This window comes from Micromonospora coerulea, assembly GCF_016598485.1.
GTDB lineage: Bacteria > Actinomycetota > Actinomycetes > Mycobacteriales > Micromonosporaceae > Micromonospora > Micromonospora coerulea.
This window is the reverse complement of sequence record NZ_JAEMUW010000056.1, coordinates 1-12,385: the sequence shown is the minus strand read 5'-3', so window position 1 is coordinate 12,385 and position 12,385 is coordinate 1. Positions and strand designations below refer to the sequence as shown.

Below are 12,385 nucleotides of genomic sequence, written 5' to 3'. Positions count from 1 at the left end.
CAAGACCAGCGACGTTCATGCGAATCCACCACTGATCGTTACCCCTTACCCGGCGTGCACTACCAGCACCTTGTCACGCCCACCCTGATCGTGCCTAATCCGTTACGTTCAGCTCGAGAAAAGCGGGTCGGTGGATTGCAGGATCGGACGTGGGCACCTGCATATCGATGGGTCACCCGGCATGTCCCGCACCGTTGGGCGGCGCACCTGGTGATGGCGGGAGCCGTCCGGACTCCTCGTGCCCGGCCGCTGGTGAGCAGGCGAGTCGCTGCTCGCCTCCTAATGTGAGATGCCTGTGTGTGCCCGCTGGATGAGATCATGGGAGAGCAGCGAGGTCCTCGAGCAGTTCCTCGCTTCCGGCATCCATCCGGGGCAGCACACGCGTGCCCTCATTGGGCACGCATGCCCTCATTGGGCTGGAACGAGGGTCTCGTAACGAGCTTGGACCGCTGGGTCAGCGCCCGCACCGGATGGCGTCCCGAGGGTAGAGGATCACCGGTGCAGACCAGCCACCGATGCGGCTGAAAGAGCTGCCCGGGGCTGTGGATCACTGGGCATGTTCGGCAGGTTTAGGTTGATCAACTTCGGGGTAGGCCTCCCCCATCGGCGTGGTGTACGACCCGACAGACGTGGAGGGAAGGCAGGTCAACTCAATGGTGAACTCGTCCGCTAGACCAACCATGTCGAGGACGGCGACGGTGATCCGGGACGGCTGGCGCAGCACCAGCGCACAGCCGCCCGATGCGACCCGCCGGCGCACCGTCAGCAGCGCGGTGATTCCGGCAGCGCAGAAGAAGTCCACCCCGCTCAGGTCGAGCACCAGCACCAGGGGCGGTTGGCAGGCCATCACGCTGTCCACCAGTTCGACGAGCAGGCCGACGGTGTCCATGTCGAGCGGCCCCCGGACCTGCACCACCGCCGCCGGGCCTTCTCCGAGGACCGAGAGGGACAGGATCGGCTCGCGGGTGGTTTCCTGCGTTGCCGGGTGCGGCGCCTGATGGACGGACATGAGCTGCTCCTCGGTGAGGATCTGGGACCGGATCAGCGCTCGGCCCGCCGTCGGCGGGCGGCGCAGGTCCTGGGCTCATGTCCGAACCCACCTCGACCCTAGCCGGGTCCCGCCCGATGCGCACCCCGCTCATCAGGAAGCGTGGGCCCGTCGGCAACAGGCGCGCTGGCCGGCGACTCCCCCAGGAGCGAGCCAGGGCAGCGGCCTCGCCCCCGCAGTGGAACGAACGGACACATGGTTTTCAGGAGGTAGCGGTGGTGTCCGATGCTGCTGAATCGCACCTGGCCTCGGCGTACGGCCAGCTATTGGCCCTGCTCTCCGACTCGCCCCACGTCGACGTGTTCCTCGACCACGTCGTCCGGGTCGCGGCGGAGGTCGTCACCCCCGCCGTGGCGTGCGGACTGACCATGCGCCGGGACGGCGGTGCCTTCACCATCGCCAGCAGCCACGACCTGGCCGCCCGTGGCGACGAAATCCAGTACGGCGCTGACGAGGGGCCCTGTCTCGAGGCTCTGCGTCGTGCACGGGCTGTCGAGGTCGTCGACCTGCGCGAGGACGAACGCTGGTGCCGATACCGAAAGCACGCCCTCCAGCTCGGAATCGTCAGCTCGCTGTCGCTGCCGGTGACGGTCGACCGCGAGACCGTCGGCGCCCTGAACCTGTACGCCACCCACCCCGCCGCCTTCACCGACACAGCACGCCAGCACGCCATGGCGTTCACCCACCAGGCAGCGGCGGCCCTGACCGTCATCCTCCGTCAGGCCGACCAGGCCCTCCTGCATCAACAGCTCACCGACGCGATGGCCTCCCGCAGCGTCATCGACCAAGCCCTCGGCGTCCTGATGGGCCAGCAGCGGTGCACCGCGGCCGAGGCATTCGTGCTGCTCCGGCAGGCGTCGCAGCACCGAAACCGCAAACTGCGCGACGTCGCCGTGGAGATCATCACGCAGGTCACCGGCCGGCCACCGCAGCCGGCTACCGAGTTCGTGGTGCCCCGCCAACACTCCTGACCAGGGCAGCAGTCGCCGGGAGGCTGGCCGTGGCCCCCTCGGCGTCAGAGTGTGGCTGGGCGGGCCCATAGGCCGCCCGGTAGCCGGTGGCGAAGCGTGTTGGGTCGGCGAATTCCCACCTGACCGCGATGGCGGCGACGGTGTCGTAGACGAGCGGGCCGACGGCCCGCAGGCGCCCTGGGCGCGCTCGTGACGCACCCGACTGGCCTACCCGGCGGGCGTGATGTCCTGCTCGACGGAAGGGGTATTGCACCGCCCGGATTCCGATCCCGCGGCGGCTGCCATCTCGGTCATCGAGACCTGGCCGGTGGCGTGCGCCTCGACGTACGCCATCGCCCTGCGCATCGCGGCGGGCGCCACCTGGCCCGGTCCGCGCGGCTCGCTACCCATGGTGGTGCCCGGGAAGGTGGCCAGCGCCGCGGCGGCGAGCAGGCGGGCGGTCTGGCCGGTGACCAGCGGATTGCCAGCGACGGCATGGTCGGCCAGCACGGTCTGCTCGACGTAGGCCAGCGTCGCGAGCCAGCGCCGCTCCGCGGCCGGGGACACCGGCCGCGCGCCGTCTAAGCGCAGGATCCCAGCCGGCAGACGCCGGTCCCCGCCTCGGCGACCTCCTCGACCAGGCGCGGGAGGCCCACGGTGAGCACGTCGATGTCGCTGGACTCGACGCCCTGCGGCCGGTCCGGTGACAGCAGGAGACGTGGTTGATCTGCAGGTCGGGGTTGAGCCTGGTCCCCACCTACGTGCGCGGGAATAGCACAGCCGGATCATCGTGACGTCGCCCAGCCAGGTACCCCCGCTGCGCACGTCCATACCGTCCGGACCGGCGTCGGACATCCGCGAGGTCCACATAGGCGGCACGAAAAAGGTCGTGCGCCTCGTCAGCGCCGATGGTCGCGTACGACCCGCTTTTGGGACAAGATCCCCTTTCCACCTCCCGCGCAGCGGGGTTGCGGCACACCCAACGGCTTTCGTCCCCGGCTTGGCCATTAGCGCGACAGGGCGCACGCTGGGCAGAGGTGCCCCGCCGGTACCCGGGTTCCGGCGCTACCTAGGCCGGGGCGGTTGGGAACACAGCCGCCCCGGCCGCCCGGCCGAACGGGCGAGGGGATGTGCGCGGGTACGGGTGGGGACACGGGTAGCCGGGTTACGGGCGGGCGGGTCAAGACACCGACCAGGCTGATCACCGTCTCCGGTGAGGTGGACATGAACAAGGCCCCCCTGCTCGTTGGACGGCACGTGCAGGTCGGACTCCTCCCCGCCGCCCAGGTCCGCCCGGCCCTGCCGATGGAGCTGGTGATCGCATTCGAGCTGGAGCGGCGAGGCAGTCACGGCATGTCCGCGCACGCCTATCTTGAGCTGCTCCGGCTGGTCACCACCGGCGTACTGCGGCCCGCCGAGCTGATCACCCTCACCCCGGCCTCGACGAGGTACCCACCGCGTCGGCCATGATGGACCGGCCCGCGCCCGGCGAAATCTCCCTCATTCAGACCGGGTGAGCGGGCGTACCGCGCGGCGCGAAGCATGGCGCGAGACCGAGGGCCCGTTCCTCGGGTCCGTGTCGGTGCCCGACCGGCTCAGGAGGCGGTAGTTTCGCGCTCTGGTAGTCAAGGTTGCGGCGCCGGACGCCGGCCTTCATCGTGATCATGCTGGTCACGGCGGGTGCGAGCAGCCCGGGGATCGATGAGGGCGAGGCTCCAGGTAAGACAGCGGTCAACCAAGACCCGATGCCCCGACCGGGAGCCTCACCGTGCTGTCTTACCCCGCCACGATCCCGCTGTCCAGCCGAACCCTGAACCACCTCGCCGAACGCCTCCGCAACCACCGCCGGCAGCGTCGATCCCGGTGGCGGCGCCTCGACCCCGACCGGCAAGCCCTACTCACCCTCACCCACCTGCGCAACGGCGACACCTACGCCCGCCTCGCCGCCGGGTTCGGCATCGGCGTCGCCACCGCCTGGCGCCACGTCCGCGAAGCCGTCGCTCTGCTCGCCGCAGCCGCCGACCTGGCCACCGCCATGGACCGCATCCGCAAGCTGGCGTACGCGATCCTCGACGGCACGCTGATCCCGATCGACCGGGTGGCCGACCAGAAGCCCTACCACTCCGGAAAACACAAGCGGCACGGCGTGAACGCGCAAGTCATCGCGGACGCGGCGGGTCCGCTCATCTGGGCATCGGCCGCGCTGCCCGGCGCCACCCACGACCTCAGCGCCGCCCGCGCTCACGACATCATCGACGCGCTGAGCAGCGCCGACGTGACGACCTTCGCGGACAAGGGCTACCAGGCAGCCGGCGGGAGCGCACGCCGCGCCGTTCAAGCACCACCGGTACCGGCCGAAGCTGTCCCGCCGGCACCGTCGCGGCGCGGCCCACATGGCGGCGGGCAGCGTAGTCCCGGGTGACGGCGACCGCAGCGGAGACCACCCGTTTGCCGGCTGCCGCGCGCTCCACGCCGTCCCGTGCCACCGATAGCGCTTTCCGAGTGGGATGCGCTGCTGCATGGGTGGCCGCGGAACGGTTAGGCGACGGCACCGGCTTCAGGGCCCGCGGTCCGACGGCATCTATTGTCGGCCGGTCTCGTCAGCCGTTCCGCGGTCAGTGTCCCCGGACACGAACGGGGTGCGCATGCGGGTCATCGTGGCTGCGCTTACGTCTACGGCCCGCCCGCGGTCGCGGTCGGTCTCCCCGTCCCCCTCGGAACCGAAGGGATTCAGGGCGGGCGAGGTTATATCTGTCAAAATAGACTCCAAGATGTACAAGGCAGCGCCCAACGGATTCACTCGCAACTGCAAGCCGGGAAGGGAGGCGGGTGGTTGGGGCGGGCCATCGGCCATCGCTCACCCGCTTCGACAGCCTACCGCTCTCACGCCCCGTTGCAGGCGGTGAGGTGTGACCGGGGCAATGGGCCCTCGCGCCACCCCGGGACTGCCGCCGCTGCCGGCCAGGCGACGATCAACGTTGCGGCGTTGTGATCGGCAGCGTCTCTGGTTTCCTATGTGGTCCTCAGTGATCCGGGCATCCTGCCGGTACTTCCGTCCCCGTGGGTGATCGGGGTGGCGTGTACGTGGCGGTGGAAGCCGCAGCCGAGGACTGCCTCGCGGACCCGGTGTGGGTGTCGCGGGGCGGTGGTGGAAACCGAGTGCGGCACCTGGTGAACCAGCCCTGGCGGGTTGGTTTCCTGGGGTGTCCGTCCCGCCGGACGCTTGCCGGTTCCCGGTGGGGGGTCTGTCGGGGCGGGAACCTGCCGTCGCGAGGGCAGCAGGCGTGAGATCTTGACCGGTCGGGTCTGCTTCGGGGTGGGTGCGGTTTTGCGTCGATCGCGCGCCGGTCTGGTCGTGTCGACTCGGGTTGGTCGACGCGTCCGGTGCCGCACTGGTGTGTCGGTGGCTGTCGAGATCGCGGCCTGGCCGTTGAAAATGCGCCGCATGAGCGGGTCGAGTTCACCCGCGAGTCCGGCGAGCAGGTCCGGCTGCTCGGAGTCAATCATCATCACAGCTTGGCAGCGACGTTCTCGCCGCCGGCGCTGGGCTGCTGGGCTGCTGGGCGGACCGCACACGTAGTCCGGGACGTGCTGTTCTCGGCAAAAGAGGACGTCACGCGGCTTATCCGCTATGAGCAACAAGCTCTTGGCGGCGTGCTGCAGCACTGTGCGGGCGAGCGCACCCAAACGGGTTCCGGCAGGGTCCATCGCCGAGTTCGCTCCCTCCAGTAGGTCCAGTAGGCGTACCGACGTACCGGTCGCGGTCGGCACGGACGAGCCGACCGCGAACGGCCCATCCTGCCCACAGTCGGCGTCTTCGCAGGCCCGCCACTATTTGGCGAAGATTTGCGACTCGTCCCGGAACGCCTTGAACTCCATGGCGTTGCCGGCCGGGTCGCGGAAGAACATCGTCCACTGCTCCCCCGGCTCGCCGGCGAACCGCAGGTACGGCTCGATCACGAACTCGGCGCCGGCGGCGCCGATCCGGTCCGCCAGGGCGTGGAAGTCCTCGATCGACAGGATGAGTCCGAAGTGCGGCACCGGTACGTCGTGCCCGTCGACCGGGTTGCGGCCCGCGTCGGCCTGCCGCGCTGCCGGTACGACGTGGGTCACCACCTGGTGGCCGTAGAAATTCCAGTCGACCCAGGCGTCGGCCGAGCGCCCCTCGGCGAGCCCGAGTACGCCGCCGTAGAAGGCGCGGGCCCGCGCCAGGTCATCAACCGGAATCGCGAGGTGGAACCCGGGACGGGTCGTCATCATCTGCTCCTTCTCGTAACCGGCGCGCCCGTTCGGACCCGCCCCTTGCTTCGGGGGGTGCAACAAGCGGCCCTGCCGCTACCACACCGGGTGAGGCGTGGCCCTTTATACACAGGCTGGAACCGGAATGCACCAGGTGGAACCGCACCGGGGTGCCCGGGGCGGGCGGCCCGGCGACCTCGCCGAGCGGTAGCCGGTCGCCGACGGCGTGGGGGGTCGGTACCAGCCCGGAGAGCAGGTGTGGCCCCCTTCCAACGGACAGCATGTGGGCAGCACTGCACCGAGGCAACTCGACCCCTTCGGAACTGCCGAAGAGGTCACCGCGCACGAAGCCCTGGTCACTCTGCGGTCGGGGCCGAGGTCGAGAGCACCGTGGCATGTGGGAGTGTCAGGCGCAGAGCCGAACCCGCGTTGGCAAGCGCACGCCACGGTGGCGTTTTGGCGAGACTTCGTCAAGTGGCGGCCTGATGGCCGCCGACTACGCCAGCGATGGTGGCAGCCTTCGGTGAACGCTTGGCGGTCACGGCTTGTCCTGGGCCCAGATCGCGCCGTCAGCGCCACTTTGGGACATTCATAGCGGAACATTGCACCAAGCGGTGCATCCAACTCCTGACCTACGCTCAGCCTGTGACCATCTCCGAGGAACCCGTCCAGGACCTGGACGAGTCCCGTCCCGACCTGCGGGTCGGAATCCCGGAACGCGAGGCCGCGCGCAAGGCGCTCAAAGCACATCTTGCCGCCGAGCGGCTCCACTCAACAGAATACGATCAGCGGTGGGCGGATTGCCGGGAGGCGCGCACTCAGGCAGAGCTGCTGCGCATCTTCGCCGACCCTCCCGCGCCCCACCCCGACCTCCCCAATCTGCCAGGCCCGTCAGCAGACACCGACGACGACATCTCGCCCCTGGCGGTATCGGTCGGCGTCGCGCTGCTTGTGGGGCTGCCGGTCACGGTCGTCCTCGGATTCGCATACGGCGCCTGGTGGACTCTTGCTGTGCCAGTAACCGTGAGCGTCGCAATGGTCTACGCCGAACACTTGATGGCCATGACGCGCAATCGGCAAGCGCAGGAGGAACTCGGACCCAACTGCTGCTGATCCTGTGATGGTCCTTGGGCCCGGCGCTCCTCTTGAGCGATCAATGAGCCCGTTTCATAGTGACGGTGCTGGTGACGGGCGGTGCGGCGGGTAGGAATCGACGTAGGGCGAGGCTCCCGGTAAGACAGCAGTCAACCAAGATCGGATGGCCCGAGCAGCCCACGCGCCGAGCGAGTGACCACTTCGGTCTTCCGCAGGAGGCTGCACCGACTCTGACCTGGGAAAACGGAGATCGCCAGGTCGGGGTGGGTGCAGTTGAGTGCCGTTCGGTGCCGTTGGATGCAGTTCAGCGCACCCGGATGCTCCCATCGTGCTCCCCCAATTTTCGGTCCCATGTAGGAACTCCGTCCGGCTGCACCGCGGTGCCGTCGTGTCGGTGACCACCAGCATCGGCCTCATCCCCACCGGCCCGGCCGGCCTCGCCGCCGCCCTGATTTGCCGGGCGAGGACCACCCGGACGGGCGTGGCTCGACGTGCCCGACGAAGGATAGGACGGCGGGATCTCCGAGGCGGCCATGACCGGACGAGCTGCGGCCAGGTGCGTGCGTTCGTCGTGCAGGAAGTCGCGCGGCGCGGGCGCCAGCTCAGGGAAGGCCGGGATCTGCGTGCTCGGCCACGAAACGCTGGCCCGTTTCGTCGTCGACCGGCGAGTTGTCGACCAGCCATTCAACCGCCCGCCGCTTCGCGCGCACGTCGCGGAAGGCGTACCACGCCGGCAGCAGGTGCGGATACTCCTCGTGCAACTCGTTCTTGAACCGCCGGAAGGCGCCCTTGCCTTGGATAGCTCGCCCAACTCTGCGGCCGGCCGCCGCGTCACTGATCCTATCGGCGAAGTCGGCCATGTCCTGGTACCAGACGGCAGGGGATCAATACAGACCAGGTCGAGGTCATCGAGGTCGACGGGCGTGTGTCCGTTGATGCCGCCGTCCGTCGTCCAGAACACGATCTCGCCGGTCTGCGGGTTGATTAGCCATCGGTGCTCGTAGTCGGTCTGGTCCTCGAACGCGGTGGCGATCTCCTCCAGGTCTAGCCTGCTCAGGTCAAGCATCCGGCCACCATAAACCCGCTTCTGTCCGCGCTTCGACCAGCGACAGCGCGACCAGCGGCAGATCCGGTTGAGTCTGCCGGTTCGGTGAGCTCTGGTTCGTCTGTCGCCCGGGATTCACCGTGGCCGGTCAACGCTCGTATCTGCTTCGGCGAGCTGAGGCTAGGTTGTGTCGAACGGTGACGCTGAGTGGGTGGTCGGGTCCCAGGACCCGCTCGCAGTCGGCGAGCGTCTGCCGGTACAGGGCGATCGCCTCGTCGAGGCGTCCCACCGACCGGTAGGCCTCGGCGAGGCTGTTGCGGTTCGTCAGTGTGTGGGGGTGGTCCGGCCCGAGGACCCGCTCGCAGTCCGCGACCACCGCCTCGCTAAGCGGGATCGCCTCGTCGTGGCGCCCGGCGGCCCGGTAGGCGGCGGTCAGGTTGTTGCGGGAGCCCAAGGTCTCGTGGTGATCGGGCCCGAGGACCCGCTCACAGTCGGCGAGCACCGCCTCGATCAGGGTGATCGCCTCATCGTGGCGCCCGGCGGCGCGGTAGGCGGCGGCCAGGTTGTTGCGGGAGCCCAAGGTGTCGGGGTGGTCGGGCCCGAGGACCCGCTCCCGGTCGGCGAGCACCGCCTCGGTAAGCGAAATCGCCTCGTCGTGGCGCCCGGCCGTTCGGTAGGCGCCGGCCAGGTTGTTGCGGGAGGTCAGGGTGTCGGGGTGCTCGGGCCCGAGGACCCGCTTCCTGTCAACGACGGTCCTCCGGTGAAGGGTGATCGCCTCATCGTGGCGCCCGGCGGCCCGGTGGGCGGCGGCCAGGTTGTTGCGGGAGGTCAGGGTGTCGGGGTGATCGGGCCCGAGGATTCGCTCCCGGTCGGCGAGGGTGCTCGTGAGTACCGGAATGGCACGGGTGAGATCTCCCGTCTCGTACAGGGCTCTGCCGGCCCAGTCGCATTGGCTCAAGAGCAGGTGGGACGGGTCGTGGCTGTAGCCGCGCAGGGTCAGGACGTGGGCGACGAGCTCGTCGAGTTCGGCGCGGCGGTGGGCCACCTCGGTGTACGGGAACTTGTCGGTGAGCGTGTGCAGCATCCGGGTCGCGGTGGTGATCGCGGCGGCGAGCGCCTTGCCCGGTGGTTTACCGGCCTGGTGGCGAATCACCCGAGCGGTCAGGCGGTGCATCGACACCACGACGCCGTCGCCGCCGTGCTGGTCCTGCGTGGTACCGCCGAGCGTGATCAGGGACCGGGCCGCGAGCACCTGCAGCGCATGCCTCAGCCCGACCTTGAGACTCAAGGCCGTCTCCGCCTGAGTCAGCAGGGTGCGGTTGATCCCGTTCGGGGACAGTAGCGACAACACCGTCACCAGCCGAGCCGCATCGCCGCTGACGGCGGTACGGCGCAATCCGGCGACGCTGAGTTGGGTGGCCTTGAGCACCCCGGGGTGGTCGGTGCCGGCCTGGCGACGCAGCGTCTCGTCCAGGTCCTGTTCCTCCAAGGCGGCAAGGTACTGCCGGTACGAGAGCCTGGCGTGAACCATGTACGCGGCAGCCTGCGCCAACCCCAGTGGCAGCCATCCCAACTGTTCACCCACCTCACGAGCGTCATCCGTGGTTGGCAGGCGGTTCGCCTTACCGAGGAACGCCAGCCCCTGGGCGGGCGTGAACATGCCGACCGACACCGCCGTAATACCGGGCATGCTGGTGAACTCCCTGCGGTTACTGGTGATGATCACCTTTGAGGTGCCTGTCGCCGGCAGGAACCCGCCAAGCGCGTCCGGGTCGTCCACGTTGTCGAACACCACCAGCCGCCGGGCCCGGTCGTCGCGTTCCAACCATCGTCGCATTGCGGTCGCCGCCGCCTCGGGCGTCTGCTCCGCCTCACTGAGACCCAGCTGATCGGCCAGCAGCGCCAGTCCGGTGACCGGCCCCGACTCGGTGTTGATCCACGCCACCAGGTCATAGCCGTCAGCCACACACCGCCGGGCGTACGCCGCCGCCAACTGCGACTTGCCGGCCCCCCGCTCACCAGGCAACGCCACTAACGCCGCCCTGCCCTTGCCTCCTAGCGTCTCACGCAGCGCAGTCGCCTCATCCGGCCGCTCCTGCCAATGCCACGCCTCCTGTGGGATCGCCCCGAACACCCGGACCTCCGACCCGGAGGCGCCCATCCTGACCGGGTCCGCGCCGGATCCGTGCCGCACCCACTCGAAGATTGCCGACGCCGCCAGAAGCACCCCGGTCGCAGTCCACGCCACCGCCGGCCACCACCGCCACGACAGCTCCACGGTGTTGGTGGCAAGGTTGCCGACCAGGCCGACGGCGGCCGCCACAAGGACACCCGTTACGGCGGACGGCAGCCACCCACCCTTACCGCGACTCATAAGCGATCTCCGGCCACGCTGTGAAGCACCCTGGCAGCCCGCCACCCTACGCCCAGCGCTGTCCTTGAGGATCCTCAGGCGACACCACAACGGCAGTGCGGGTTGTCACAATCGACGACAAGGCTGCTGAACCTAAGGCCACGCCGAGCACCATGGCAAGGTCCTCAATGGTTGACAGTGGGGCGATCACTGTAACCGGGCTAGCTGACATTCAGCCTCGGCTATGTGGGCCGATCTTTTGGCCTCTCCTCGACTCGGTGGCCGTGACCACCTGCTCCGCGACCTGGCCTTTCGTCAGTAGCGCAAGCAGGACAAGGGCTAATTGCTCTCGCTGGTGAAGCCGTTTGGCCGCTCTTAACACTGATCGCATTGCCGTGCGGTGTAGCGGCGGTGAGCTCGGCCAAGTTGGCTCGCTGAGGTGATGCAGACGGAGGAACGCGGCTATGCGTTGGGCCAGGTTCGTGGCTGTCGGGGACAGCTACACGGAGGGGTTGGACGATCCCTACGAGGACGGGAGTTATCGCGGCTGGGCCGATCTCGTGGCCACCCAGTTGGAGGCGGAGGCGGGGCCGGCCTTCAGGTACGCGAATCTGGCCGTGCGAGGCCGGGTGTTCCCGGCTGTCGTCGCCGAGCAGGTGCCGGCCGCGCTGGAGATGCGCCCTGACCTGATCAGTTTCGCCGCCGGCGGCAACGACATGCTTCGCCCGAACGTTCCGCACGCGATGCTCGACCGCTTCGGCGAGGTCGTGGCTCAGCTCTGGGCGACCGGAGCGGACGTGGTGCTGCTCCGTTTCCCACGGGGGTGCCCGGTCAGCTCTGCCAGCGGTGGGTCGCGTCCCGCGTGGCGACCCTCAACGCGGTCGTCGCCCAGGCTGCCGACGGGACTGGCGCGCTGCTGGTCGACCTCGCTGCCGACGACGAGTTCCTCAACCCGCTACTGTGGAGCGCCGACCGGCTTCACCTGTCGGCCGCTGGCCATCGCCGGGCGGCGGCGCACGTGCTGGATGTCCTCGGCGTCGAGTGCGACCCCGAATGGCTGCAGGCGCCGCGCCGGCCGGAGCCGACGCCGTGGTTCGAGGCGCGTGCCGCTGACCTTCGATGGGCTGGACAGCACCTCGCGCCGTGGGTCAAGCGACGGCTGACCGGCTGCTCTTCTGGCGACCTGATCGGTCCCAAGCGGCCGCTGCTGAGCCCGGTGGCCCTGCCACCGCTAGCGGTCGCCGCTGTGAGTGAGCCGGTGACGGTAGGAACAGGCGATCGTGGTGTGTCAACTCTGGGTGTCCGACAGTTGGCGATGTAGCCAGCGCACGGGCGGAGGGTTCGTCTGGATCGACGCGTTGCGGCTGGCCGGGCGACCCGTCGGGGGGTGACCTGCCGGGCCACCGAGGTGGTCCGGCACGCCCGGCAGGCCCTCGCGGACGCCCGCGCCCGCACCGCCGTCGGGCGCGGGCCGACCGGCGACCGTTTCACCCCGGATGGTCCCGGCGGCATCGAACCCCGCTCCGGCCCCCACTCCGTGGCTGCCCCGGCCCGGCTACCGGACAGTTCGCCTTTGGTCCGGCGGGCGGCGGTGCGGCGGGCCCTGGCCCGGTCGGCGGCGGGGTGGTGGCGGACGGCAACAACACATCGGGGAA

8 protein-coding genes and 2 pseudogenes are annotated in these 12,385 nt (G+C 69.3%); 5 read left to right on the top strand and 5 right to left on the bottom strand.

The genetic code is table 11. The annotated features are described in order from the left end of the window. Positions 1-547 precede the first annotated feature (547 nt). Positions 548-1,009: an STAS domain-containing protein gene (locus I8N68_RS31660; protein ID WP_200216783.1), complete on the bottom strand. Its 462-nt coding sequence runs from the start codon at positions 1,007-1,009 to the stop codon at positions 548-550. 257 nt (positions 1,010-1,266) lie between these two features. Between I8N68_RS31660 and I8N68_RS31655 the strand changes: the two genes are divergently transcribed. Next, entirely contained in the window at positions 1,267-2,019 is a 753-nt protein-coding gene (locus tag I8N68_RS31655; protein ID WP_200216782.1) for a GAF and ANTAR domain-containing protein, read from the top strand. Positions 2,020-2,226: 207 nt separating this feature from the next. Here the strand turns inward: I8N68_RS31655 and I8N68_RS31650 are convergent, their stop codons facing one another. Beyond that, positions 2,227-2,565: a hypothetical protein gene (locus I8N68_RS31650; protein WP_200216781.1), complete on the bottom strand. Its 339-nt coding sequence runs from the start codon at positions 2,563-2,565 to the stop codon at positions 2,227-2,229. Between the two features lie 657 nt (positions 2,566-3,222). Here I8N68_RS31650 and I8N68_RS31645 point away from each other — a divergent pair. Then, positions 3,223-3,468, top strand: coding sequence for a hypothetical protein (locus I8N68_RS31645; RefSeq protein WP_200216780.1), 246 nt, complete (start codon positions 3,223-3,225; stop codon positions 3,466-3,468). Positions 3,469-3,766: 298 nt separating this feature from the next. Then, positions 3,767-4,367, top strand: a pseudogene (locus I8N68_RS31640) (transposase family protein); the annotation flags it as partial. Positions 4,368-5,829: 1,462 nt separating this feature from the next. Here the strand turns inward: I8N68_RS31640 and I8N68_RS31635 are convergent. Continuing rightward, positions 5,830-6,255, bottom strand: coding sequence for a VOC family protein (locus I8N68_RS31635; protein ID WP_200216779.1), 426 nt, complete (start codon positions 6,253-6,255; stop codon positions 5,830-5,832). A 627-nt stretch (positions 6,256-6,882) separates the two neighbouring features. On the opposite strand from I8N68_RS31635, the gene I8N68_RS31630 reads away from it, so the two are divergent. Next, positions 6,883-7,350, top strand: coding sequence for a DUF1707 SHOCT-like domain-containing protein (locus I8N68_RS31630; protein WP_200216778.1), 468 nt, complete (start codon positions 6,883-6,885; stop codon positions 7,348-7,350). 584 nt (positions 7,351-7,934) lie between these two features. Here I8N68_RS31630 and I8N68_RS31625 read toward each other — a convergent pair. Next, entirely contained in the window at positions 7,935-8,192 is a 258-nt protein-coding gene (locus I8N68_RS31625; RefSeq protein WP_200216777.1) for a UPF0158 family protein, read from the bottom strand. Between the two features lie 333 nt (positions 8,193-8,525). Further along, complete coding sequence (locus I8N68_RS34130) at positions 8,526-10,700, bottom strand: tetratricopeptide repeat protein (protein ID WP_200216776.1); 2,175 nt, start codon at positions 10,698-10,700, stop codon at positions 8,526-8,528. Between the two features lie 494 nt (positions 10,701-11,194). Between I8N68_RS34130 and I8N68_RS31615 the strand changes: the two are divergent. Further along, positions 11,195-11,949 (top strand): annotated as a pseudogene (locus I8N68_RS31615) (SGNH/GDSL hydrolase family protein); the annotation flags it as partial. Positions 11,950-12,385 lie beyond the last annotated feature (436 nt).